Below are 24,890 nucleotides of genomic sequence, written 5' to 3'. Positions count from 1 at the left end.
CCTCCTGGTGATTGGCTACTGCTCTTTGCTCTCGGCCGGGGTCGATCCCGGCGTCATCCCAGCGGCGGCACGCGCTCCCCCGGCGGCGGCGGACCGGGCGGGGTGCCGTCGCCGAAGGGACGCCCGCCCAGCTCCTCGCGGCCGTGCGCGGTGAGCCACCCGGACGGGTCCGGGCCGAGCGGCACGATTCCCGTCGGGTTCACCGTGCGGTGCACCACGTAGTAGTGCTCCTTGATCTGCTCGAAGTCGATGGTGTCGCCGAAACCCGGGGTCTGGAACAGGTCACGGGTGTAGGCCCAGAGCACCGGCATCTCGCTCAGCTTCTGCCGGTTGCACTTGAAGTGCCCGTGGTAGACCGCGTCGAACCGCACCAGTGTGGGGAACAAGCGGACGTCGGCCTCGGTGATCGTGTCGCCGACCAGGTAGCGCTGCCCGGCGAGCCGGTCGGACAGCCAGTCGAGGCGATCGAACAGCGCGCGGTAGGCCTGCTCGTACGCCTCCTGCGTGGTGGCGAAGCCCGCTTGGTAGACGCCGTTGTTGACATCGCGGAACACCTTCTCCGAGACGTCGTCGATCTCGTCGCGCAGCGGCTCGGGGTACAGCTCGGGCGCGCCCTCGCGCTGGTGCTCCCGCCACTCGCCGGAGAGGTCGAGGGTCATCTGCTTGAAGTCGTTGGTCACCACCTGGCCGCTGGGCCGGTCCACGATCGCGGGCACGGTGATGCCGCGCGGGTAATCGGGGTCACGCCGGAAGAACGCCTCCTGCAGCCGCTCGATGCCCAGCACCGGATCGCGGCCGCCGGGGTCGAGGTCGAAGGTCCAGCTCCGCTCGTCGTGCGTCGGCCCGCAGAGCCCGAGCGAGAGGGCGTCTTCCAGGCCCAGCAGCCGCCGGACGATGGCCGCGCGGTTGGCCCACGGGCAGGCGCGGGCGATCACCAGCCGGTAGCGGCCCGCCTCCACCGGCCAGCCGTCGCGGCCGTCGGCGGTAATGCGGTCGGGCAGGTAGTTCTGGTCACGCTTGAACTCACCGGTCATGACTCTGCTTTCGTCGCGTTCGGGACGGGCCCCTGAGCCTCCAGCGCCGCCGCGAGCCGCGCCAGGATCGGGCCGGCGGCCAGCACCTCGGCCGGGGTGAGGTGGTCGAACAGGTACGCCCGCACCCGCGCCAGGTGGCCCGGGTAGGCCTCGGCCAGCTTCGCCCGGCCGAGCTCGGTGAGGGTGGCGTTGGCGGCGCGCCCGTCGCTCGCGCAGCGGGACTTGGCCACCAGCCCCCGGCGGACCAGGCTGTCGATCACCCGGCTGATCCGGCTCAGCGACAGCGCCGCGGCGTGGGCCAGGCCGGTCAGGCGCAGCCGGCCGTCCGGGGCCTCCGACAGCGAGACGAGCACGGTGTAGTCGGTCATCGACACACCGGTGTCGTTCACGAACTGGTCTTCCAGCGCCCGGGGCAGCACGGTGACGATCCGGGTCAGCGGCCGCCACATCGCCTGTTCCTCGCTGGTCAGCGGGCTCACGTCCACCATGCGGACGAGGTTACCCGAAACTTGCTCGCGCAATCAGTTGAACTCCGCTACAGTCTTTGTTGAGCCCTCAACAACCTGGGGGTGGACCCCCGGAGGAAGAAGAAGTTCATGACCAGCGCGACCACCTTCACCCAGCACACCGGCGAGTACACGATCGACGGCGCCCACTCCCGCATCGGCTTCGTCGCGCGCCACGCGATGGTGACGAAGGTGCGTGGCTCGTTCAACGAGTTCGCCGGTTCCTTCACCATCGACGGCGACGAGCCGTCGAAGTCGACCGCGCAGATCACCATCGAGACCAAGAGCATCGACACCCGCAACGCCGACCGCGACGGTCACCTGCGCACCAACGACTTCCTGGCGATCGAGCAGTACCCGCAGATCACCTTCACCTCGACCGAGATCACCCACACCGGCGACTCCGGCTTCGACGTGACCGGCGACCTGACCATCAAGGACGTCACCAAGTCCGTCACCATCCCGTTCGAGTTCGAGGGCTCCGCCAAGGACCCGTACGGCAACGAGCGCGCCGGCTTCGAGGGCTCGACCGCGATCCAGCGCAGCGACTACGGCATCAGCTTCAACGCCGCGCTCGAGACCGGCGGCGTGCTGGTTTCCGACAAGATCACGCTCGAGTTCGAGATCTCGGCGATCAAGAACGCCTGACCCTCCTCCCCGGTCCCGGCTGACCGGGTCGCGCCGGGCCGGTCCGCCGACTTCGGTCGGCCGACCGGCCCGTTCGGCGTTCCCAGCCGGGAGCTGGACGAGCACGCGGTGACCTCGACAGGGCGCTGCCGTTCTCGGCGTCCTTCCGGGTGCCGGTCATCGGGACCTCCGGCTGGCTGGGGTCAGTAGGCCGGTCCACCGTCCGACCAGTCGGTGTCGCCGAAGTCCTCGTCGTCCACGGTCTCCCGGCGCGGGCGCGGTTTCGCGACCGGCGCCGGCTCCACCGGCGGCGGCGGGGGTGAAGGCGCGGGCGGCTCCCCGTCCGGCCAGACGCAGGGCGAGGTCGCCCCGAGGTAGAGCCGGCCGGGTTCGCCGGCCTGCACCGACAGGTCGAAGCCGTCGGTTTCGTGCCGCGCGAACACGTACTGGTCCGCGGGCCGGTGGTCGGCGAGCACGGTGAAGCCGTACTCCAGCCCCCAGGCGACCAGGGCGTCGATGTGCTCGCCGAAGTCCGCCGGATCGAGGCCGGTCACCTCGTAGGTCGCCGAGATCTCGTACCGGCCGGCCGGTCCGCCGTCGGTCGGGTCGGCGCATTCGGACCGGCTGCGTGAGAACAGCACCCGCCCGGCGAAGTCCGGCAGGGCCCCGAAGGCCGCGCGGACGTGGGCCTCGACGAGGTCGTAGGCCTGCTGTTCGGTGAGTGCGGGCTTCACGGCTTCACCTCCGGGGAGTCGTGACGGCGGTTTCACGCCGCATTCCTTCGCTGATCCAGCCCCGCGATGATCCGGCCGAAGCTGCGCAGGGCGGGATTGTTGTCCTCCCAGTATTGGCTGTGCGCGGCGCCGCTCAACCCGCCCTCGTACCACGGGCCCTCGGTGCCGGGCGCCGAGGCGAAGACCCGCCCCCCGAAGTCGGCGTCCGCCGGGGACGGGCCCAGCGCCACGTCGTGCCCCCGGAGGCCGAGGTTGGACAGCCGGATCAGGTCGTGCTCGGCGACGGTGGAGTGCACGTGCCGGCCGACGTCCTGCGGGCTGACGCCGTCGAGGTGCAGCTCGTTCGCGTGGTCGACGCCGACGCCGGGGCTGGCGACGAAGATGACGTCGTCGGCGTTCAGCCCGCCGTCGCGCGCGGCGTGGCCGACCACCGTGGTGCCGTAACTGTGGCCCACCACGGTGTTGTGCGAAGGCGGCCCGTCGTGCGAGGCGCGCAGGCCGTCTTCGAAACCGGACAACGCCGCTTTGCCGTTGTCCGCGTACTTTTCGCTGGCCGCGTCCCACAATTGGTCGGGTGCGTCGTAGCCGAGCCAGGTGATCACGGACGTCGACGGTGAGCCCGCCATCGTCGCCGATCGCCACATCTTGTCGGAGCGGTCGAGGTCACCGCCGATCTTGGACAGCTCGCTCCCGGTGCCGGGCACCGAGGTGGCGACGTTCACCGAGGTGTCCGGGTTGCCGGCCGCGACGATCGCCCGGCCCTGGCCGCCGGTGTCGAGGCCGACCAGGTACGCCCGCGGCTGACCGGGCCCGGCCGCGTCGAGCCGGGTCCGGATGGCTTCGAGGCCACGCCGCTTCGCCTTCGCGGCCTCACTCGGGTCGCCCTGCCACCGGCTGGTTTCCCGTTGCAGGACAACGCGATTGGCCGCGTCACGGTCGACGACCGGGATGCCGTCGAGGTTGCGCACGAGGTCCGGGGCGTCCCGCAGGACCGCGGCCTGCACGGTGTCCGGGAGGCCGTCCCACCACGCCCGGTTGTCCCCCGGCGTGCCTCCCGGCGGCGGGGCCGGCATTGTCGGGCCGCCCAGCGCCGCGCTCGCGTCGACGGCCTGCGCCGACGTGGCCGGGCCCTGGTCGGTGATCTGGCCGTTCGCGGCGCGGGTGAGGACGGCCGCGAAGTCGGCGTCGGCCTCCGCGGCCTGGCGCAGGATCTGCTCGACCCGGTCGGCCAGCTCCTGCTGTGCGCGCCGCCGGACGGCGGGCGGTGCCAGGCTGGGCAACGCGGTGGGGCGCCCGCCGTCGTCGATGCGAAAACCGTTGCGCAAGGCCAGTTCCTCGGTCTCCCGGACGTGCGCGGACAGCCGTTCGACCACCACCTGCGCCTCGTGCGCGGCCCGCCGCACGGCCGAAGCCTCGGCGACCCACTGCTCCAGCGCGGCGGTCAACGCGGTACCGCGAGCGGCGGCCGACCCGGCGGCGTCACCGGTCCAGCCGTCGAACTCCGCCAGACCGTCACCGGCCGCGACGAGGCGGGCGCACCGGTCGTTGAGCGCGTCGGCCACCCCGCCGAGTGCGGTGCCGTCCCAGCGCCGGACCGCGGCCCAGGTGATCATCGGGCGGACTGGATGTCGGCGCCGGCCCGCTCATCGGCGCCGCGGTAGCCGCGGGCGGCCCGGTCGAGCCGGCCACCGTAGACCTCGACGTCCGAAATCCACCTCGTCCGGGCGTGGCCCCACACCTCGGCCAGCCGCGCCGCCGCTTCGGCGCTCGCACCGCCGGGCAGTCCCGCCGGCACCCCGGACAACGCCCCCGCCAGGTCCACCGGCCGCACCGCCGCGGCCGCCCGATGCGCCCGCTCGGCCGACTCGCCCACCGACGCGGGAACCACCTCGAAACCGGCGCCCATGACACCCCTTCCCCAGCCCGACCGCAGAACGCCCGTACGACGGAGGCGGGGATTTCCCGGTTCCCGAAAAGGTGAATCGCCCCGTAACCCCGCTGACCTGGGCAATTCCTCCGCAGTTCTATCCACATATGTGAACAATGGTCACGTGACTGAATAGTTATCAGCCGGTGTATTGCCCGCCGATGGACCCCGTGTGACTGTGTACGGCGAAGTTCGTCGGATCGCGCCGACCCTGAGCGGCTGCACCATCGGCAACGAGGAAAGGCGTTGGCGGCAGGGAGAGACAGCCGTCTCACAGCCCTGCCCGGTGGGCGCTGCGGCGCGCGCTGAAGCCCGGAACACCGGCCATCGGAACCCACCGGCCCGATCCCGCTCCTTCGCGGAGCCGGCACCGGCCGGTCCCAGAAGAGAGACGGCTCGGTCATGACCCAGACAGCCGCAGCGCGGCGGCCCATCAGCAGGACCACGTTGTACTTCTTCGGTGCCCTCGGCGGCATCCTGTTCGGCTACGACCTCGGGGTGATCTCGGGAGTGCTGCCGTTCATCGGCAAGGCCTGGAGCCTGACCGGCTGGGACAAGGGCGTGATCACCGCCAGCCTGTCGGCCGGGGCGATCGCCGGCGCGATCTTCTCCCCCCGCCTGAACGAAAAACTGGGCCGCCGCCGCACGATCATGGTGGCCGCGGTCATCGTCATCGCCGGCACCGTCGCGGCGAGCGTCTCCCCGACCTTCGCCCTGCTCATCGTCGCCCGGCTGGTGATCGGCGTCGGCATCGGATTCTCCTCCTCCACCGTGCCGACCTACCTCTCGGAACTGGCCCCGGCCCGCCTGCGCGGCGCGATGGGTGCGCTGAACCAGATCTTCATCGTGCTCGGCATCCTGATCGCGTTCCTGGTCAGCTACGGCCTCGGCCCGTCCGGCAACTGGCGGCTGATGTTCGCCGGTGCCGTCGTGCCCGCCGCCGTCCTGCTGATCGGCCTGCTCTTCCTGCCCGAGACCCCGCGCTGGCTGGTGGCCCAGGGCGAGGAGGACGCGGCTCGGTCCGTGCTGATCAGCTCGCACGGCACCTCGGTGAACGTGGACGAGGAGATCGGCACCATCCGCGAGGTCATCCGCCTCGACACCGAAACCGCGAAGACCCGCTTCCGCGACCTGCTCACGCCGATGGTCCGGCCGATGCTCGTCGTCGGCCTGCTGCTCGCCGTCGGCCAGCAGTTCAGCGGTGTCAACGCGGTGAACGCGTACTTCCCGACCATGCTGATCGGCCTCGGCTTCGCCACCCAGGCGGCGCTGCTGTCCGGCGTGCTGCTGGGCGTGACCAAGTTCCTGTTCACCGCGTGGGTGGTCTTCGTCGTCGACCGCTGGGGCCGCAAGCCGCTGCTGCTGATCGGCAACGTGATCATGGTGCTCACGCTGGTCGCCGCCGGGCTGGTCGTGCACCTGGTGCACGACACCGGCACCAAGGGCGTCCTGATGCTCGTGGCGATGGTGCTCTACCTGGTCGGCTACGAGCTGGGCTGGGGCGCGGTGGTGTGGGTGATGATGGCCGAGGTCTTCCCGCTCAAGGTCCGCGCCGCGGGCATGGGCGTCAGCAGCGTGGTGCTGTGGGCGGCGACCGGCGTGATCAGCGCGGTCTTCCCGATCATCTCCGACCCGGGCGTGCTCGGCATCGGCGGCTCGATGTTCCTGTTCGCGGCCATCAACGTGGTGCTGTTCGCGCTCACCCGGTGGCTGGTCCCGGAAACCAAGGGACGCACGCTGGAGCAGATCGAGCTGGACCTGCGCGGTGGCCGCCGAGGCGCGGTGGAGGCGGCCTGAATCCTTCCGGCGCGGCGGCCGGGCGCGGCGGGCCCCTTCCCCCCTCCGCGCCCGGTGCGGAAGTGTTTTCGGGTCCACTTCGGACGGCTTTCGCGCACTTGTCCTTGGCCCGGACGCGAGCACGGTGCTGTACTGCCCTCCTGAGCCCGAGGAGGTGCCGCCGTGAGCGAGTTCCCCGGCCGCGGGCCGGCTACGGGACGCCACCGGCTGCCCGACCCCGGCGAACCGGCGCCGGACCGGCCGCCTGCCCCCGGGACGATCCCACCGCGGACCGCCCACCAGCTCGCCCTGGAGACCCTGGTCTCGACCACCGAACAGGGCTACCGGCTGCGGCGGCTGCTGTGGGACCGGTACGCCCGGGTCTGCGAGCTGTGCGTGGCCACGATGTCGGTGGTGGAGCTGTCGGCCCACCTGGGCCTGCCGCTCGGCACCACCCGCACCCTCGTGGAAGACCTGCTGGCGGAACGGCTGCTGCGGGCGCACCAGCCGGTCGGCACCTACGCCTCGGAGGCCCGCACCGAGGTGCTGGACCGCGTGCTCGACGGGCTGGACCGGCTGTAGGGCTCGGTTAGAGTCGGCCCGGTGACGGTGATGACCGCGGTGGCCCGGCTCGACCGGTGGATCCGGACCGAGTTCGTCGAGCACAACACCGAGCTGGAAGAAGCCTACTTCGCCGAACGGCGGGAGATCGTCCACCGGCGGCCGGAGCTGGAGAAGGTCAAACAGGCACTGGTGGCCGAGGGCAGCCACCTGATCCGCGCGGTGTCCGCCGCCGGACCGCTGCCACCGGCGAGCCGGGAGAAGTACCAGTTGCTCGGCATGGTGGGCTTCTACCTGGCCGCCTGCCGGCGACACGAGGTGACTGCGCTTTCCGAGGACACTGCGTCTTTCGAAGACGCTGCCTCCGGCAGCAGTGCACCCGCCCATGGCGCCGGGCCGCCCGGGAACACCGCGTCGTTCGAGCCGGTGTGGTCGCTGGCGCAGCGGCTGGGTTCGGCGCTCGGCGTGGCGCCGCGGTTCGTGTTCGCGCACCAGGCGCTGTACAACCCGGCGGTCCGCGACCGCTACCAGACCTTCACCGCACTGCCGGACGAAACCGTTTTCCTGACGAGCAACGGCCTCGCCGTGCTCGCGTACCAGCGGGCCGCCGACGCGCTGCGCCGCATCCCGCCCATGGGCGTGTCCAATCCGCTGACCACGTACCTGCTGGAGACGGCGCTGTCCGCGCTGGAGGACGTGCTGCGGTTCACCCAGGACCTGGGCCGGGCGCTGGACGTCGACCGGTTCTTCTTCAACATCCGGCCCTACTTCAAGTCCCACCGCGTGGGCCCGGTCGAGTACCGCGGCGCGAACGCGGGCGACTTCTCCGCGATCAACGAGCTCGATCTGCTGCTCGGCCTCGGCGACACCCGGGATCCCTTCTACCAGAACGTAATCGCGGAAAAGTACGCTTACCTCGCTCCCGAAGACCAAGCGCTGCTGCGCGCGGTCGTCGACGAGGAATCACTGCTGGCCCGGTTCCTGCGCGAACCCGAACCCGGACCCCGGCTGCGGCGCAACGCCGAGCTGTTCCTGGCCGTCTGCCGCGCCCACGGCGCCGCCTCCACCTACCACCACCACCGGCTGGTCAAGCCGTTCCTCGTGGTCCCGGCGGAGCAGGCCCCGGCCGAACGGCTGAGCGGCATCACCGCCAGCGGTCCTCCGCTGGACGTGGTCGTCGCGGCCCTTTCGCGGTTGAGCGACCTCCGCTCGGCCCGCGACCGGCCCGGGGTGCCGACGGCGCGAGCAGCGCTGGAACGCTTGCGCTCGTTGATTTCCGACCCCTCACCCGCCGTCTCCCCGCGGTGACCTCCGGTCGTCGAACCGCCGTCAGCAGCTCAAGAGCAGGCTGGTGATGGCCGAGCAGGAACGCGAAGCCCGGTCGTTGGCGGCATTCGGGTCCGCGGGGGAACTCTGCTGCCGCTGGACCGAAGTGGTGAAGGTGCCGATGGTGAGCAGCTCGGCCTCGGCGGTGAAGCTCGCCTTGGCCGAAGACCCGGACGGGATCGACGGGACGGTGCAGTTCACCGTGCGCCCGGAGGCGGTGCAGGACGAGGACTTCGAGAACACCAGCCCGGACGGCAGGCTCGCCTGGAGCTTGACGCCGGTGGCCGCGTCCGGCCCGTGGTTGGCCGCGGTGATCGTGTAGGTGGCCTGCGAGGCCAGCAGCCCGTCCGACGAAGCGGCCAGCGACACGGCGACGTCGGCCGAGCCCGCCGCCGGCCCGACGGTGAGCGCGGCACCGTCGAGGATGTCGAACGCGTAGTTGTCACCGACGAACTGGTGCTGCAGCGTCAAAGCACCGAGCGGCGCGGTGTCCTTGACCTTGAGCGTGAACGTGACGGTGGCGCTCTGCAACGGCGCGAGATCCCCGACCACGGCCCGGTAGCTGCTGCCCAGCGCCCCGCAGGCGACGTCGCAGGACACCAGGTCGGCGACGTCGGTGATCGCCGCCTCCTGGCCGTAGAGCGCGGGCTTGGCCCCGCTGACGATGAAGTTCTCCGGGTTGTAGATCGTTTCGGTGACCGTGAAGGTCGCCCCGCGCGACAGTGTCGTCTGGCTCACGACGACCGCACTGGTCGGCGTGTCGGCCGACGCCACCCCCGGCGCCCCGAACACCATCACCACGGCGGCTGCCGCCATCGACAGAATCGTGGTGATCCGCCGTCGTCTCAGCAGGCTCATGTCATTCCTATTTCGTTCGGGGAAGTACCGACGTGACATTTCGGGAGGCAGGTGGAAGCGGTCGACGGTCCCTCCGTCGTCAGAACCCCGTGGTTCGTTACACGGCTTTCACCCTGCCCACGCCCGCCCACGAGCCGCCCCCCAGTCACCGGCAACCCTAGGCGGGGCGGGCTGCCCGGGGCGCGAGCATCCGACGCCCGCGGCAGGCCAACTGCGAGCTACCGCCTGCGATCGGTGCGCGGTGGACTGTGGGCCGCGGTCCGTGGGCCGCGACCGGTCGTTCGCGGTCTGCGCGTGGTGGGCGGTCCGTGGCGGGCACCCCGTGCCTCCGTTCGCCGGGTCCTACGATCGGCTTCCGGGTCCGGGCTCAATCCGGCAGCAACGGCGCCTCCACTCCCGCCTCGTACCCCAGCAGGGCCGCGCGGGTGACCGCGCCCGCGCCGAACCGGTCGCGCAGCCCGTCCAGCGTCGTGTCCAGCTCGTCGCCGTCCGCGGCGTCGAACGGCAGGGCCAGCTGCACCGAGCCGTCACCATCCAAATTGGACAGCGAGACCCCGATCAGCGTCAGCCCCCGGTCGTGGACCAGCGACTGCGATTCCCGCAGCAGCCGGCGGGCCGTCGCCAGGATGGTCTCCGTGTGGTCCGTCGGCTTCACCAGCGTCCGCGAGCGCGTCGCCCGGCTGAAGTCCGCGAAACGCAGGCGCAGGACCACCGTGCGGCAGACCCGTTTCGCCGCGCGCAGACGGCGCGCGAGGCGGTCGACGGTGGCCACCACGATCTCGTCCAGCTCGGCCATCGAGCGGCGACGGCGGCCGAGCGCGCGCTGGGACCCCATCGAACGACGGCGACGGGCCGGCTGGACCGGCCGCGGATCCCGGTTGCGGGCCAGTGCGTGCAGGTGCAGGCCCGGACCCCGGCCGAGCAGCGAGACCAGGTCCACCTCCGGCATCGCCGCCACCTGCCGCACCGTGTGCACGCCCCGCTCCCGCAGCTTCGCCGACGTCACCTTCCCCACTCCCCACAACCGCTCCACCGGCAGCGGGTACAGGAACTCCAGCTCCCGGCCGTGCGGCACCACCAGCAGCCCGTCCGGCTTCGCGACGCCGCTCGCGACCTTGGCGAGGAACTTCGTCCGCGCGACGCCCACCGTGATCGGCAGCCCGACCGCGCCCAGCACTTCCGAACGCAGCCGCGCCGCGATGCGCGACGGCGAGCCCGCTATCCGCAGCAACCCGCCGACGTCCAGGAACGCCTCATCGATCGACACCCCTTCCACCATCGGCGTGGTGTCGCGGAAGACCGCGAACACGGCCTTGCTCGCCGCGCTGTAGGCCGGCATCCGCGGCGGCACCACCACCGCCTGGGGACACAGCCGCCGGGCCTGCGCCCCGCCCATCGCGGTGCGCACGCCGCACGCCTTCGCCTCATAACTCGCCGCCAGCACCACGCCGCCGCCGACGATCACCGGCCGGCCACGGAGCCGGGGATCGTCGCGCTGCTCGACCGACGCGTAGAACGCGTCGAGGTCGGCGTGGAGGATGGGTCCTTCGCTCGTCACGAACATATGTTCGCATCCAGCACCGACGAAAACCGGCATCCCGTCACTCCAATGGAGCAATCCGACGGAAAAATCGGCAAGCTGAGCAGGACCAGTCCGACTCAGTGAGCAGGATGCGAGAGCGGTCGGCGACGAGCGCACGGGGTGCGGCGGATGTCCGCCTCCGGCGTTCGGAGCAACACCGCTACCCCGGGTGGACGCGGCGGTGCGCCGGCCGGGGCGTCCGGGGCTGGTCGGCGTGCGGGGCCGGGGAGGGTCGGCTTAGGCTTGTTCCCGTGCGGCTGGTGCTGTTCGACCTCGACAACACCCTGGTCGACCGGGCCGAGGGGCTTCGCCGGTGGGCCTGGGAGTTCTGCGCCGACCACCGGCTCGGCCCCGAAGACGCCGAATGGCTGGTGGCCGCCGATCGTGACGGGCTGGAGCCGCGGGACACGTTCTTCGCCGCGGTTCGCGCACGGTTCTCGCTGTCGGAGAGCGTGGCGGAGCTGATCGAGGACTTCCGTGAGCGCAACTCCGCGTTGATCCCCGTGGTCCCGGGCGTGCGCTGCGGGTTGCCGCGGCTGCGCGCCGCAGGCTGGCGGATCGGCGTGGTCACCAACGGCGACGCCGATGAACAACTGGGCACCCTCGTCCGCACGGGTCTCGCCGGGATGGTCGACGGCTGGGCGATCTCCGCGCACGAAGGCGTCGGCAAACCCGACCGGCGGCTGTTCGAGATCGCCGCCGGACGGTGCGAAGCCCCGCTCGACGGCGGCTGGATGGTCGGCGACTCCGCCGCGGCGGACATCACCGGCGGCCGCGCCGCGGGCCTGCACACGGTGTGGGTCCACCGTGGCCGCCGCTGGCCCCAGGACGACGGTGCCCCCGACCACGTCGTGGGCGACGCGGCCGGGGCGATCGAACTGCTGCTGGGCTGAAAGCCCCCGGCGGACCCGGATTTCCGGCGGAGCCGGTGCTCCCGTGACGCCGGTGCCCGAGCGGCTCAGCTCTCGGAGTCGATCTTCCAGACGCCGTCTTCCTGCACCATGCGGTAGTGGTGCGGGTCGGTCTCCTTGCCGCCACCGGGCCTGATGTACGTGACATCCGCGTTCAGCGTGTCGGAACCGGTCTGCTGGACGTTCGACACCGAGACGCCGCTGAACTGCCGCCAGTACCGCTTGTAACTGTCCAGGGTCTGTCCCCGTTTGGCGAGGAAGTTCTTGGACAGCAAGGTGAACCCCGTGTCGGTGTTCCCCGGCAGCAGGCCGAAGTAGTTCTGCAGGGCCTGCACGGTGGTCTGCGACGGGTTCGCGCTGGACGAGGGCGGAGCGCTGGACGAAGTCGGGGGCGCCGAGGACGAGCTGGGCGGCGTCGTGGGGATCGTGGGCGTTGCCGGTGACTCGGACGGGCTCGGGGCCGGGGAGGAAGCCGGCGGCTGGGAGCTGGACGGCGAGGGTCCGGCGGTGTTGCCGCTGGTGTTGCGGTTCACGAGCACGATCGCCACGACCGCGAGCACCACCAGCAGCGCGCCGATCCCGGCGAGGATCATGGGCCGCCGTCTCCGGTCCACCCCCGGGCTTCCCGGCGGGGCCGAGGCGGCGGAGGAGCCGGCCGCCCCGGAACCCACAGCCTCCGAATCAGCGGCCTCCGAACCGGCCTTGGAACCAGCAGCTTCCGAATCGGCGGCCGCAGCGGCGGAGGCCGAAGCGGCGAGCGCGACGGGCTTGGTCCGGGGCAGGGTCAGCGGTTCGGGAACCGTCGCGACCGGGGTGACGCCGCCGTCCAGCTCGCGCAGCTCGGCCAGGACCTCCGTCATCGACGGCCGGTCCTCCGGCTTCAGCTCCAGCAGCTTGAGCAGCAGCGGCTCGAGCCGTCCGGCCCGCTCCGGCGGGATGATCTCGCCCGAGGACACCCGGTACAGCAGCGCGATCGCGTTGTCGGCGGTGCCGAACGGCGGCGCGCCCTCGACCGCCATGTACAGCGTGGCGCCGAGCGCGAAGACGTCCGACGGGAACGTCGCTTCCTCGCCGCGGGCCGCCTCGGGCGCGAGGAACGCGGGGGTGCCGGAGATCTCGCCGGTGGCGGTCAGGGTCACGTCGCCGACGGCGCGGGAGATGCCGAAGTCGGTGACCTTCACCGTGCCGTCCTCGCCGAGCAGGATGTTGCCCGGCTTGACGTCGCGGTGCACGATGCCCGCCCGGTGCGCGGCGGCCAGCACGCCGGCCAGCTGCACGGCGACCGGGATGACCTCGTCGACGGTCATCGGGCCGTCCTCGTGCAGCTTCGCCGAGAGGCTGCGCGAAGGCAGGTACTCCATGATCAGCCACGGCCGATCCTCGTGCTCGACCACGTTGAACACGGAGATCGCGTTCGGGTGCTGAAGCCGCGCGGCGATCCGGGCCTCGCGCATGGCCCGGCTCTTGGCCTCGGCCACCTTCTCCTCGCCCTGGTTCACGGGCATGAGCAGTTCCTTGACCGCGACCACCCGGCCGAGGATCTTGTCCTCCCCGCGCCAGACCATGCCCATGGCGCCGCTGCCGATGAGTTCGACGAGCTGGTAGCGACCGGCGACCTGCCGGCTCTCCTCGGTCAACGGACTACCCCTCGGTGCGGCGTTCACGGACGGCGACCACCAAGTTTTTCACGGCGCCCGCACGCCGGTCCAGACGACCCACCTGAGCTCGCCGGGGTTGCCCCTCGGGGCCGGACCCGGACACCCTGATCCCATGAGCCCGGCCGCCCCCACGTTCCGGAAGGTCTTCGCAGTGGCCGAATTCCGGGCGCTGTGGCTGGCCCACGTGCTGTCCGTAGCCGGCGACCAGCTCGCCCGGGTGGCGCTGACCGTGCTCGTGTTCGACCGGACGGCCTCGGCCGGCTGGGCCGCGCTGGCCTACGCGCTCACCTACCTGCCGGATCTGCTCGGCGGCGCGCTCGGCGGGCTGGCCGCCCGCCACCCGCGGCGGTCGGTGATGGTCGTGGCGGACGGGCTGCGGGCCGCGCTCGTCGCGGTGATGGCGATCCCCGGGCTGCCCTGGCCGGTCGCCGCGGCGCTGCTCGTGGTGGTCCAGCTGGCCGCGGGCCCGTTCCAGTCCGCGCGCCAGGCCGTGCTGCCGGACCTGCTGGGCGCGGACCGGCTGCCGGTCGGCCAGGCCGTCCTGTCCTCGACCTACCAGGCCGCACTGGTGATCGGCTTCGGCGCGGGCGCGGCAGTGGTCGCCTGGCTCGGCGTGACCGGGGCGCTGTGGGTGGACGCGCTGACCTTCGCCCTCTCGGCGGTCGTCCTGCGCCGGGGGCTGCGGCCGTACCCGGTGGCGGTGGCGGATTCCCACGCGCCGCAACGGTTGTCGCAAGGCGCCGCGCTCGTAGCGGGCTGCCGGCTGGTGGCCGCGGACCGGAAGCTGCGGTCGTTGCTGGCGATCGCCTGCTGCTGCGGGTTCTACGTGATCCCGGAGGGTCTGGCGGTGCCGATCTCGGCCCAGCTCGGCGGACCGGGAGCGCTGGGCTGGCTGCTCGTCGCGAACCCGGTCGGCACGGTGCTGGGCGCGCTGCTGATCAGCCGGCTCCCGCGGACGCGCCGGCTGCGGCTGCTGGGCCCGCTCGCGGTGCTGACCAGCCTGCTGCTGCTGCCGACCGGCTGGTCGCCCGGGCTGATCCCGATCGTCGGGCTCTGGACGCTGTCCGGAGCCTGCTCCGCGCACGACCTCATCACGCAGGTGCAGTACAGCCTGGCCGCACCGCCGGAGCAGCGGGGCCAGGTGATCGGCGTCGCGATCGCGGCGCTGCGGGCCGCGCAGGGGGTGGGCATCGCCGCCGCGGGCGCCCTCACGCAGGTGCTCGCGCCGACCGCCGTGGTCGGTGTCGCGGCGGCGGCCGGGTCGGTGGTGGCCGCGCTGGCCTCCGCGGCCTGGACCCGCGCGGCGTGGCCCCGCCGAAGCCCCCTCGGCGGGACCACACCGCCCGCTGCGGGCTGACCGCTGGTCACCCCGGGTGTCGTCTCGTTCACCTCCCGGACCGGAGTCGGGTGGCCGTGCGACGGCTCGGCGTCACCGGGTCCAGTTGTTGTCACGCATGTCTTTCACCTCCTCGTCGGGATGGCGCTCGGCCGGGTACCGGATTTCAGGCGGTCCAGTTGTTGTCGCGCATCGCACTCGCCTCCTCTCGGGCTCGTCGCCGGGTGGTGGGCCGTCGGCCGTCAGCAGGTCCAGTTGTTGTCGCGCACGGGCTTGCCTCCCTTCGGTCTCGCATCGCGGCTGGTCAGCGGGCCTCAGCGGGTCCAGTTGTTGTCGCGCACAGCGCGTCTCCCCTCATTCGTCACGGCACCGCCGATTGCGGCGGTTACGTCCAGTTGTCGTCACGCAGGCCGGTACCTCCCTCCCTCGGCACGAATACCCAGCTCGACCCCGGGCGCACGACCGCTCGCCGTCACGCGCGGTCATCGCCTCCCCGCGGCGAGGCCCCCGCGCTGGGCTGTCCGGGCGAACTTGCCCGGCCCGCTCCCACAGTCCGGGCCACGAGCGTCACCTGGAGCCCCGCTTCGATTACCGTAGAAAGCCGACCGGGTGAGGTGAAGAGTGCGCGGAGGGACAGGCCGGCCGGACGGCTGGTTCGCGAGCTGGCGGCTGTGGCGGTTGCCTCCCCGGGTGCGCACCTACGTGCTGGTGGTGAACTTCGTCGCGGTCGCCGCATCGGTGGGCACGGCCCGGCTCGCGCCGGTGCACCGCCTGGACCTCGTCCGGTTCGCCGTGCTGGCCGCGTGCGCGGTCGCCGCGATCGAGGCGACCCGGCACATCGAGCGCAAACGCGAGTACAACCGGGCGCCCACCGTCGCCTACGTGGACACCAAGGCCGTGTGGAGCATCGCGGCCGTCATCGCCCTGCCCGCCGTGCTCGCGTCGGCGATGGTCGTGCTCACCTACGCGGTGGCGTGGTGGCGGATCTGGCCGCGCGAACGGCCCGTGCTCCCGCACCGCTGGATCTTCTCCGCCGCCACCGTGCTCTGCGGCACCCAGGCCGCCGTGCTCGTGCTCGCCGCCGGTCTGCACCTCTACCCCGGCGTCCCGGGCCCCGGTTTCCGGTCCGGCCTCGGCGACCTGGCCGTGATCGCGCTGGCTTCCGTGCTGCGCTGGGCGATCAACACGGCCCTGGTGATGATCGCGATCGGGTTGTCGAGCTCCCCCCGGTCGATCTCCGAGCTGTTCTCCGGCTTCGGCGACCAGCTCCTGGAGGCCGGCGCGATCGGCCTCGGCCTGGTCACCGCCACCCTGCTGGTGCTGGCCAACCCCCTGGTGCTGGTGGGCGTGGTCGTCGCGCTGGTGGCGCTGCACCGCGGCCTGCTGCTGACCCAGTTCCAGCGGGACGCGCGCACCGACGTCACCACCGGGCTGGCCACCAAGCGCTGGTGGCGCACCCTGGCCGAGCAGTACCTCGAACGCGCCCGGGCCGGTCACGGCTCCGTCGGCGTGCTGCTGCTCGACCTCGACCACTTCAAGGCCATCAACGACACCTACGGCCACCCGACCGGCGACCTGGTGCTGCGCGAGATCGCCATCGCCCTGCGCGACGAGGTGCGGGAGCAGGACGTGTGCGGCCGGTGGGGCGGTGAGGAGTTCGCCGTCGTCGTGCCCAACGTGCCCAGCGTGGAACACCTCGGCCGGCTCGCGGACCGCATCCGCCGCCGCGTCCCCCGGGTCGCGGTCGTGCTGCCCGACGGCGAAACGGTGATCACCGACGTCACCGTGTCCATCGGCTGCGCCGTCTACCCGGCCGAGCACCTCACCGGCGTCGACGACGTGCTGGTGGCCACCGACACCGCCCTGTACCGGGCCAAGCAGGCCGGGCGCAACCGCGTGGAGCTGGCCACGAGCTGACGGGCCGGAAATCCATCCGGGCGAGGGAGTCCGGAGAGCTTGCGAACGGCGTCCCAGCCGCGCGGAGAGCCCCGTGCCGAGGATCCGGGTCCAGTGGTCGGCCCGCACTCCGCGCAGAGCCGACTCGAAACCCCGCGGCTCACTCGTCGAGGGGAGCCGTGAGGCTGCCGCCCTCGGCCCGTGAACCGACCGCATCCCGACGGCCACCACGACGCAGGCCGGTGGCCGGACCCGATTCCGGGCGCCCACCCTCCGCCACGGCCACGATTGCGGTGGATGTTCCGGACAAACTGCCCCGATCCTCGATTACCGGCGCCGGCTCGCGCTCCAGTCGTGCCACGATGGGCGGTGAGGGCCCGTCGCCAGGGTCCGCGAGGAGGTCGGAGTGCCCGACTGGGATGGCCGTGGGCTGCCGCCGGTCGCGCAGGCGCGCGTCGACCGGTTCGCTTCTTCGGGGCTGCGCACCTCGCTGCTGAGCGTGCCGGGCGCGGTCGGCGCCGAGGTCGCGGGCTTCACCGCCGTCGGCGAGGTGATGGGCTGCGTCGTGGAGCGGGTCGGCTGGGCCCCGGTGTACGGCATGACGCCGAACCAGCAGGTCGGCCTGTACGGCGACGCGCTGCGCCGGGGCTACGGCGTCGCGCTCGACCGGCTCCGGCTGGAGGCGAAGGCGATCGGTGCGGACGGCGTGCTCGGCGTCGCCCTGTCGGCGACCCCGCTCGACGAGAGCGTGCAGGAGTTCGTCGCGCTCGGCACGGCCGTGCGCGCGGACTCGAAACAGCGCCCGGGCCGCGTCTTCACCACCGAGCTGCCGGGCCAGGACGTGGGCAAGCTGATGCAGGCCGGCTGGGTGCCCGCGGACATCGTCACCGGCATCGCCGCGCACACCACCTTCGACTACAACCTCCAGTACCAGACCACCGTGTGGGCCGGGAACACGGAGGTCGACGCGCACACGCGGCTCGTCACCCACGTGCGGTCCGACGCGCGTGGGCAGTTCCGGCGCGCGGTCAAGGCGACCGGGGCCGACGGTGCGATCGTCTCGCGGATGACGCTCAGCACCTGGCCGCTGGGCGAAGTCGGCGTCGCCGGGGTTTCGAGCGTGTTCGGCACCGCGATCGGCCGCTTCCACCGCGGGGCGGTCGCGACGACCTCCGCGCTCACCATCCTGCCGCTCAACCGAGTCTGAAAAGGAGTCCCTGTGACCACTGTGGACCCCAGCGCCCAGCACATCCCCGAGGACGCGATGCGGCGGCTGGCCGAGATGCGGCCGGGCCAGTCGACCAGCCTGTTCACCTCGGACCTGAGCGTGAACGAGTTCCTGCTCGTGCGCGAGGCCGGCTTCCGCCCGCTCGGGCTGGTGCTCGGCTCGAGCATCTACCACGTCGGCTTCCAGATGGGCCGGTGGAGCAAGAACCAGGAGCTGGACCGGCTCTCCGCCGCCATGTACCACGCGCGCGAGCTGGCCATGTCCCGGATGGAGGCCGAGGCCGACCTGCTCGGCGCGGACGGGATCGTGGCCGTGCGGCTGGAGATCGAGTTCAAGGAGTTCGGCAACGACCTGGCCGAGTTCATCGCCGTCGGCACCGCGGTGAAGGCCGACGAACCCGGGGAATGGCGCAACAACACCGGGAAGCCGTTCACCTCCGACCTGTCCGGGCAGGACTTCTGGACGCTCGTGCAGGCCGGTTACGCGCCGCTCGGCATGGTGATGGGCTCGTGCGTCTACCACATCGCGCACCAGCGGTTCCGCCAGGCGATGGGCAACATCGGGCAGAACGTCGAGATCCCGCAGTACACCGAGGCGCTCTACGACGCGCGTGAGCTGGCGATGTCCCGCATGCAGGCCGAAGCCGAGCAGCTACGGGCCGAGGGCATCGTGGGCGTGCAGCTGCTTTCGCTGCCGCACCGCTGGGGCGGGCACACCACGGAGTTCTTCGCGATCGGCACGGCGGTGAAACCGCTGCGCGCCGACCACCACATCACCAAACCGCAGCTCGTGCTGCCCCTGACCGACTGATGGCCGGCGCCGAGCTGGACTTCCACCTGCTGGTCGCGACGCTGCGCACCGACCGCGCCGACGTCGAGTCCTACAGCCGGGTGCTGTCGGAAACCCTGGGCGCGGCCCTGCCCCCGGGCATGGTCGAGGTCGACCGGCGCCGCACGTTCGCCGACCGGGTCGCGGGCCGCCCGGGCCGGCCGGTGGAGGTGCGGGTGCACACCCCGGACCAGCTCCTGGTGCTGGCCGACGGCCGCACCGGCGGCGTCGCGGCCGAGATCCGCCAGGTGGTCCGCGGCGTGGTGATCAGCCGCCGCGACACCGAACTGGACGAGTGGCTGACCGTGCTCGCCTCGCAGTTGCAGTCGCTGGCGTCGCGCGACGAACGCGCCCGCACCGCCCTGGCCCGGCTCCTGGGCGGCTGATCGGGCGGCTGGCCCGGCTCCCGGCGGCCGCGACTGTCCGATGTAGATGGTCGACCGGCGCCGGGGCGGTGGCGCCGCTGATGTCGGCCGTTGCGGCGGGCGTGGTCCTGGACGATGAAGGCGACGACCGTACCGACGGGATTGCGGGCGGCCGAGCACGGCGGTGCGGGTGATTTCCGCGGTGGTCTGCTCGGCGGTGCGAGCGGGACGGTGTCAGGCCCCTTCCTCGGCGAATCCCGGGCGGGACTGTTTCCGGACCAGTCTGCGCGTGGCCCCGGCGATGGCGTTGGTGGCCACCTTCGCGGCCAGTTCGGGCGTGCCGCCCGCGTCGAGCAGCACCGCCTGGGTGAACATCGGGCTCAGGTGCGCGGCGACGGTCTGGCGCAGTTCTTCCGGGGCGGTCCCCTCGCCTCCCGCTCCGCTCCAGACCGTGACGGTGACCGTGTCGAACAGGCGCTGCAGGGCCTGCCGGTGCTCGGCGTAGGCCTGCGCCAGCCGCTCGGGCAGGCGACGTGAGGCGAACTCCCAGTACAACCGCCCCGCCCTCGCCGCGCGCTCGTGCATCACCAGGGCGAAGTCGGCCAGCCAGGCGCGCCAGTCCTCGCCGGAGCAGTCCGCCACGGCGTCCAGGTAACCGGCCGACGCGGTCGCGATGGCTTCGCTCAGCAGGTCTTCACGGGTGGCGAAGTAGCGGAACACGGTCCGGCGGCCGACCTCGGCCAGCTGGGCGATGTCGTCCATGCTCACGTCGAGCCCGTGGTCGATCAGTCCGCGCTGGGCGGCCTGGAGCAGTGCGTCGACCGTGGTCTGACGCCGCTGTTGCTGCACCTGGGTGAGTTCCGGCGTGTTGTTTGTCATCGTCCGCACCCCCTTCGAAGCCTTGACACTCACGAGTGCCACAGTGGCAGTATGTAGTTACACGATGACACTCTGAAGTGCCATTCTTGCGTGCCCTGAGCAGGATAGGAGACGGGATTGACATCGACCGATTCACAGCAGGGTCGGCTCGAACAGCGCATCGAGCGGTTGTTCGCCACTGACCGCCAGTTCGCCGACGCCCGGCCCGTCGAGGCCATCGCCGAAGCGGCCGAGCGGCCGGGCCTGCGGCTGTCGCAGATCGTGCAGACCGTGATGGAGGGCTACGCCGACCGCCCCGCGCTGGGCCAGCGCGAGACCCGGCCGGTCGAGGACCCCGGTACCGGCCGCACCTCGCTGGAACTGCTGCCGAGTTTCGCCACCATCACCTACGGCCAGGCCTGGGAACGCGCTCGCGCGATCACGACCGCGCTGAGCGGCGACCCGGTGGGCGTCGGCGACCGGGTCTGCGTACTGGGTTTCGCCAGCATCGACTACACGGTCATCGACCTGGCCCTGGTCCGGCTGGGCGCGGTCGCCATCCCGCTGGCGAACACCGCCTCGCAGGACCGGTTGCAGCCCATCGTCGCCGAGACGGCACCGGTGCTGCTCGCGGCCGGCCTCGACTCGCTGGACAGCGCGGTCGAGCTGGCGCTGGCCGGTTCCACCATCCGGCGGCTGGTGGTGTTCGACTACCACCCCGAAGCCGACGACGAGCGCGAAACCTTCGAAGCCGCCCGGGCGCGGCTGACCGCGGCCGGCTCCTCCGTCGCGCTGGAGACGCTGCAGGCCGTGGTCGAACGCGGCCGCGCGCAGCCCGAGGCCCCGGCCGCGGTCACCGAGCAGGACGACGCGCCGGCCCTGCTGATCTACACCTCCGGCAGCACCGGCCTGCCCAAGGGGGCGATCTACCCCGAACCCCTGGTGTCGAACTTCTGGCGCCGCGCGGGCGCCTGGCTGCCCGGCACCACGAGCCCTTCGGGTTCCACCCCGTCGATCGTGCTCGGGTTCATGCCGATGAGCCACCTGATGGGCCGGGTCATCCTGTACACCGCGCTGCGCAACGGCGGCACCGCCTACTTCGCCGCCAAGAGCGACCTGTCGACGCTGCTGGAGGACCTGGCGCTGGTGCGCCCGACCTCGCTCGACTTCGTGCCCCGGATCTGGGAGATGCTGTTCCAGCACTACCAGAGCCAGCTGCACCGGCGCACCGCGGACGGCCCCGGCGCCCAGGACGAGGTGCTGGCCGACATGCGGCAGAACGTGCTCGGCGGCCGGTTCGTCTCCGCGCTGACCGGTTCGGCCCCCATCTCGCCCGAGCTGAAGGCGTGGGTCGAAGCCCTCACCGACGTGCACCTGACCGACGGCTACGGCGCGACCGAGATCGGCATGGTCCTGCGCGACGGCCGGATCACCCGGCCCCCGGTGCTCGAGTACAAGCTGCTCGACGTGCCCGACCTGGGCTACTTCACCACCGACCGGCCGCACCCGCGGGGCGAGCTGGCGGTGAAGTCGGCCTACGTGTTCGGCGGGTACTACAACCGGCCCGAGGTCACCGCCTCGGTCTTCGACGAGGACGGCTTCTACCACACCGGCGACATCGTGGCCGAGACCGAACCGGAGCACCTGACCTACCTCGACCGCCGCAACTTCGTGCTGAAGCTGTCGCAGGGCGAGTTCGTCACGGTCTCCCGGCTCGAGTCGGTGTTCGTGGAAAGCCCGCTGATCAGCCAGATCTACGTGTACGGCAACAGCGCGCGCACGTACCTGCTCGCGGTCGTGGTGCCCACCGCGGACGCGCTGGCCGACGCCGGTGACGCCGAGGCGCTGAAGCCCGCGATCAGCCGGGCGCTGCGGGACATCGGGAAGGCGAAGGGGCTCCAGTCCTACGAGATCCCCCGCGACTTCCTCGTCGAGACCACGCCGTTCAGCCTGGAGAACGGTCTGCTGACCGACATCCGCAAGCTGGCCCGACCCAAGCTCAAGCAGCGATACGCCCCGCTGCTGGAGGAGCTCTACCAGGAACTGGCCGAGGCGGAGACCGGTGAGCTGCAGACCCTGCGCCAGAGTGGGGCCGACCAGCCGGTACTCGACACCATCCTCCAGGCCGTCGGCGCGCTGCTCGGCGCGTCCGCGGACGAGCTGCGGCCGGAATCGCGGTTCACCGAGCTGGGCGGGGATTCGCTGTCGGGCCTGACCTTCGCCAACCTGTTGCGCGACATCTTCGGCGTCGAGATCTCCGCGGGCGTGCTCGTCAGCCCGGCGAACGATCTGCGGAGCATCGCCGCGTACATCGAGAAGCTGCGCGCGCCCGGGGCCAAGCGGCCGACCTTCAGCGCGGTGCACGGCCAGGACTCCGGCGGGATCCGGGCCGCCGACCTGAAGCTGGACAAGTTCCTCGACGCCGGCCTCCTCGCGGCGGCGCCGAACCGGCCGCGGGCCGCCACGGAGCCCCGCACCGTCCTGCTGACCGGGGCCACCGGCTTCCTCGGCCGGTACCTGGCCCTGCACTGGCTCGAACGGCTGTCCACTGTAGACGGAAAGCTGGTCTGCCTGGTCCGGGCCAAGGACGACGCGGCCGCGCGGCAGCGCCTGGACGACACCTTCGACAGCGGCGACCCGGAGCTGCTGGCGCACTACCGGTCGCTGGCCGAGGGTCACCTCGAAGTGCTGGCCGCCGACAAGGGCGAACCCAACCTCGGCCTCGACCAGGACGTCTGGCAGCGGCTGGCGGACACCGTGGACTGGATCGTCGACCCGGCGGCCATGGTCAACCACGTGCTCGGCTACGACCAGCTCTTCGGGCCCAACGTGGTGGGCACGGCCGAGCTGATCCGGCTCGCCCTGACCACCCGGCTCAAGCCCTACACCTACGTTTCGACCCTCGGGGTGGGCGAGGGGATGGAGCCCTCGGCCTTCGTCGAGCAGGTCGACGTCCGGGAGGCCAGCCCGGTCCGCCGGTCGCGCGAGAGCTACGCGAGCGGTTACGCCGACAGCAAGTGGGCCGGCGAGGTGCTGCTGCGTGAGGCCAACGACCTGTGCGGGCTGCCGGTCTCGGTCTTCCGCTGCGACATGATCATGGCCGACACCCGTTACGCCGGGCAGCTCAACGTGCCGGACATGTTCACCCGCACCATGTTCAGCCTGGCCGCCACCGGCGTCGCGCCCGACTCGTTCTACCGGCCGGGCCCCGGCGGCGAGCGGCCGCGCGCGCACTACGACGGGCTGCCGGTCGACTTCATCGCCGAGGCCATCACCACCATCGGCACCCAGGTGACCGACGGGTTCGAGACCTACCACGTGGCGAACCCGCACGACGACGGCATCTCGATGGACACCTACGTCGACTGGCTGGTCGAGGCGGGCTACCGGATCGAACGCATCGCGGGCTACGACGCGTGGCTGCGGCGGTTCGAGGCGGCCCTGCGGAACCTGCCCGAGCAGCAACGCCACCACTCGCTGCTGCCGCTGATCCACAACTACCAGCAGCCGATGCCGGTCACGAACACCGGGATGGGGCCGGCCGAGCACTTCCGCGCGGCCGTGCAGCAGGCGAACATCCCGCCGGACAAGGACATCCCGCACATCACGCCCGCGGTGATCGTGAAGTACCTGAGCAACCTCCAGCTCCTCGGGCTGCTGTAGCTCCCGCCGGTCGGCCCGCCCGGACGGTCCGGGCGGGCCCCGGCGCCGGATCGAACAGAAAGGCCCTTCCCGCCGGATCCGGCGGGAAGGGCCTTTCTGGTTTCAGTACTGCCTAGCCGGTGGTCAGGCCAGCTCGAGACCGTAGGACTGAAGCTCCAGGGTCAGCGGGTAGAAGTAGCTGGTCTGGGTGTCGCCGCCGGACAGGGTGCCGAGGCCGGTCGAGCCGTCGTAGGCCGGGCCGCCCGAGTCGCCGTGGTCGGTGTGGGCGGTGGTGCCGAACTCGTGGTTGAGCACACCGACGTCGAAGTTGACCGACTCGTCGACCGAGGTGACCTCACCGCTGCCGCCGCCGGTGGTCGAGCCCTGCTTCTCCATCTGCTCGCCGACGGTCGGCGAGCCCGCGCTGGTGATGGCCTGGCCGGTGTTGATCTCGCCCGGGCCGGAGCCGTTCGGGCGGGTCAGCAGGCCGGAGTCCGCCCCGGGGCAGTCACTCTCGACGACCTGGGCGCCGGAGACGTCGTCACCGGACCAGGTGCCGCCGAGGTTGGTGCAGTGGCCCGCGGTGAGCAGGAACGGCGAACCGTCCCGGGTCACGTTGAAGCCGAGCGAGCAGCGGCCCTGGTCGTTCTGGATCGCGTCGCCGTCGGCGATGTAGAGCGACAGCTTTCCGGCGAGGTGCTCGATCCGGGCCGAGTCGCCGAGCTTCGCGGCGGCCGCGGTGACCTTGTCCGCCGTGGCCTTGGAGGCCGAGTCGTAGATCTTGACCACGACCTGGTTGTTCTTCGTGTCGATGCCCCAAGCGGTCTGCGGCACGTCCTTCACCGCGTCGAGGGAGTTCTTCGCCGAGGTCAGCGCCGCGAAGCTGTGCTTGACCATCTTCGTGGCGAAGCCGGCGGCTTCGGCCTTCTGCTGCGAAGCGGCATCGGTGACGTTCACGACCGCCTTGCCGTGATCGAGGAAGATGCCGCCGCTCGCCGTGCCGAGACTGCCGGCGACCTGCGTGGCCTGGTTGATGGCCTGCGCTTGCATCTGCGCGAAGGCCACCGGGCTGGCCGACGCGGCCGACGAGCAGATGCCCGCCGTCAACGCCGCGGCCGAGAACAAGGTGAAGCTCGCGACGACCGTTTTCCGGGAAGTCATGGAATCTTCCTCCAGTTGTGCTGGACGGATCCTGCGCGACCTGGGTCACGCACCATGGGGACGCCCCACACCCTCG

At 71.7% G+C, this 24,890-nt stretch carries 21 protein-coding genes; 11 read left to right on the top strand and 10 right to left on the bottom strand.

What is annotated here, in order from left to right; genetic code table 11:
* Window positions 1-53: 53 nt before the first annotated feature.
* Together NYF13_RS34145 and NYF13_RS34140 are read right to left on the bottom strand one after the other, a co-directional pair.
* The gene (locus tag NYF13_RS34145) at window positions 54-1,034 is read right to left on the bottom strand and encodes a glutathione S-transferase C-terminal domain-containing protein (protein WP_315662128.1); all 981 of its coding nucleotides are present in this window, start codon (window positions 1,032-1,034) and stop codon (window positions 54-56) included.
* A complete protein-coding gene (locus tag NYF13_RS34140; protein ID WP_315662127.1) occupies window positions 1,031-1,522 on the bottom strand; it encodes a MarR family transcriptional regulator in 492 nt (163 codons plus the stop codon). The genes NYF13_RS34145 and NYF13_RS34140 overlap by 4 nt, the downstream gene beginning before the upstream one ends.
* Before the next feature lie 108 nt (window positions 1,523-1,630).
* On the opposite strand from NYF13_RS34140, the gene NYF13_RS34135 reads away from it, so the two are divergent.
* A complete protein-coding gene (locus NYF13_RS34135; protein WP_315662126.1) occupies window positions 1,631-2,188 on the top strand; it encodes a YceI family protein in 558 nt (185 codons plus the stop codon).
* 182 nt (window positions 2,189-2,370) lie between these two features.
* Here NYF13_RS34135 and NYF13_RS34130 read toward each other — a convergent pair whose 3' ends face one another.
* Genes NYF13_RS34130 through NYF13_RS34120 form a run of 3 tightly spaced genes read right to left on the bottom strand, consistent with a single transcriptional unit; the run spans window position 2,371 to window position 4,807 of the window.
* Window positions 2,371-2,901, bottom strand: a complete 531-nt coding sequence (locus NYF13_RS34130) for a hypothetical protein (protein WP_315662124.1) — start codon at window positions 2,899-2,901, stop codon at window positions 2,371-2,373.
* Between the two features lie 32 nt (window positions 2,902-2,933).
* Window positions 2,934-4,514, bottom strand: coding sequence for an alpha/beta hydrolase (locus NYF13_RS34125; protein WP_315662122.1), 1,581 nt, complete (start codon window positions 4,512-4,514; stop codon window positions 2,934-2,936).
* Window positions 4,511-4,807, bottom strand: a complete 297-nt coding sequence (locus NYF13_RS34120; RefSeq protein WP_315662120.1) for a hypothetical protein — start codon at window positions 4,805-4,807, stop codon at window positions 4,511-4,513. The genes NYF13_RS34125 and NYF13_RS34120 overlap by 4 nt, the downstream gene beginning before the upstream one ends.
* Before the next feature lie 423 nt (window positions 4,808-5,230).
* Here NYF13_RS34120 and NYF13_RS34115 point away from each other — a divergent pair, with 423 nt between their 5' ends.
* The 3 genes from NYF13_RS34115 (at window position 5,231) to NYF13_RS34105 (ending at window position 8,473) form a co-directional block, all read left to right on the top strand.
* On the top strand, window positions 5,231-6,625 hold the full coding sequence (locus NYF13_RS34115; protein ID WP_315662118.1) for a sugar porter family MFS transporter: 1,395 nt from the start codon (window positions 5,231-5,233) through the stop codon (window positions 6,623-6,625).
* A gap of 162 nt (window positions 6,626-6,787) precedes the next feature.
* Complete coding sequence (locus NYF13_RS34110) at window positions 6,788-7,186, top strand: DUF742 domain-containing protein (RefSeq protein WP_315662116.1); 399 nt, start codon at window positions 6,788-6,790, stop codon at window positions 7,184-7,186.
* A 30-nt stretch (window positions 7,187-7,216) separates the two neighbouring features.
* Complete coding sequence (locus NYF13_RS34105) at window positions 7,217-8,473, top strand: monodechloroaminopyrrolnitrin synthase PrnB family protein (protein ID WP_315662499.1); 1,257 nt, start codon at window positions 7,217-7,219, stop codon at window positions 8,471-8,473.
* 21 nt (window positions 8,474-8,494) lie between these two features.
* On the opposite strand, the gene NYF13_RS34100 is transcribed toward NYF13_RS34105, so the two are convergent.
* A complete protein-coding gene (locus tag NYF13_RS34100) occupies window positions 8,495-9,349 on the bottom strand; it encodes a hypothetical protein (RefSeq protein ID WP_315662114.1) in 855 nt (284 codons plus the stop codon).
* 367 nt (window positions 9,350-9,716) lie between these two features.
* On the bottom strand, window positions 9,717-10,913 hold the full coding sequence (dinB, locus tag NYF13_RS34095; protein WP_315662113.1) for a DNA polymerase IV: 1,197 nt from the start codon (window positions 10,911-10,913) through the stop codon (window positions 9,717-9,719).
* A 269-nt stretch (window positions 10,914-11,182) separates the two neighbouring features.
* Between dinB and NYF13_RS34090 the strand changes: the two genes are divergently transcribed.
* Window positions 11,183-11,824, top strand: coding sequence for an HAD family hydrolase (locus NYF13_RS34090; RefSeq protein ID WP_315662112.1), 642 nt, complete (start codon window positions 11,183-11,185; stop codon window positions 11,822-11,824).
* 65 nt (window positions 11,825-11,889) lie between these two features.
* On the opposite strand, the gene NYF13_RS34085 is transcribed toward NYF13_RS34090, so the two are convergent.
* Window positions 11,890-13,479, bottom strand: a complete 1,590-nt coding sequence (locus tag NYF13_RS34085; protein WP_315662110.1) for a serine/threonine-protein kinase — start codon at window positions 13,477-13,479, stop codon at window positions 11,890-11,892.
* A gap of 133 nt (window positions 13,480-13,612) precedes the next feature.
* Between NYF13_RS34085 and NYF13_RS34080 the strand changes: the two genes are divergently transcribed.
* The 5 genes from NYF13_RS34080 (at window position 13,613) to NYF13_RS34060 (ending at window position 19,174) form a co-directional block, all read left to right on the top strand.
* A complete protein-coding gene (locus NYF13_RS34080; RefSeq protein WP_315662109.1) occupies window positions 13,613-14,857 on the top strand; it encodes an MFS transporter in 1,245 nt (414 codons plus the stop codon).
* Between the two features lie 669 nt (window positions 14,858-15,526).
* Window positions 15,527-16,753 carry a diguanylate cyclase gene (locus tag NYF13_RS34075; protein ID WP_396287855.1) on the top strand — a complete coding sequence of 409 codons (1,227 nt, stop codon included), beginning with the start codon at window positions 15,527-15,529 and terminating at the stop codon, window positions 16,751-16,753.
* Window positions 16,754-17,138: 385 nt separating this feature from the next.
* Entirely contained in the window at window positions 17,139-17,939 is an 801-nt protein-coding gene (locus NYF13_RS34070) for a heavy metal-binding domain-containing protein (protein WP_315662107.1), read from the top strand.
* 12 nt (window positions 17,940-17,951) lie between these two features.
* The gene (locus NYF13_RS34065; protein ID WP_315662106.1) at window positions 17,952-18,770 is read left to right on the top strand and encodes a heavy metal-binding domain-containing protein; all 819 of its coding nucleotides are present in this window, start codon (window positions 17,952-17,954) and stop codon (window positions 18,768-18,770) included.
* Entirely contained in the window at window positions 18,770-19,174 is a 405-nt protein-coding gene (locus tag NYF13_RS34060) for a hypothetical protein (protein ID WP_315662105.1), read from the top strand. The genes NYF13_RS34065 and NYF13_RS34060 overlap by 1 nt, the downstream gene beginning before the upstream one ends.
* Before the next feature lie 213 nt (window positions 19,175-19,387).
* Here NYF13_RS34060 and NYF13_RS34055 read toward each other — a convergent pair whose 3' ends face one another.
* Window positions 19,388-20,032 (bottom strand): helix-turn-helix domain-containing protein, encoded by a 645-nt coding sequence (locus tag NYF13_RS34055; protein ID WP_315662104.1) that lies wholly within the window; start codon window positions 20,030-20,032, stop codon window positions 19,388-19,390.
* A 117-nt stretch (window positions 20,033-20,149) separates the two neighbouring features.
* Here NYF13_RS34055 and car point away from each other — a divergent pair, with 117 nt between their 5' ends.
* Complete coding sequence (car, locus tag NYF13_RS34050; protein ID WP_315662103.1) at window positions 20,150-23,674, top strand: carboxylic acid reductase; 3,525 nt, start codon at window positions 20,150-20,152, stop codon at window positions 23,672-23,674.
* A gap of 123 nt (window positions 23,675-23,797) precedes the next feature.
* Here the strand turns inward: car and NYF13_RS34045 are convergent, their stop codons facing one another.
* The gene (locus NYF13_RS34045) at window positions 23,798-24,814 is read right to left on the bottom strand and encodes a S1 family peptidase (protein ID WP_315662102.1); all 1,017 of its coding nucleotides are present in this window, start codon (window positions 24,812-24,814) and stop codon (window positions 23,798-23,800) included.
* Window positions 24,815-24,890 lie beyond the last annotated feature (76 nt).

Source organism: Amycolatopsis sp. PS_44_ISF1 (assembly GCF_032335455.1).
In the GTDB taxonomy this organism is placed as follows: domain Bacteria; phylum Actinomycetota; class Actinomycetes; order Mycobacteriales; family Pseudonocardiaceae; genus Amycolatopsis.
This window is presented reverse-complemented; position numbering and strand designations above follow the sequence as displayed.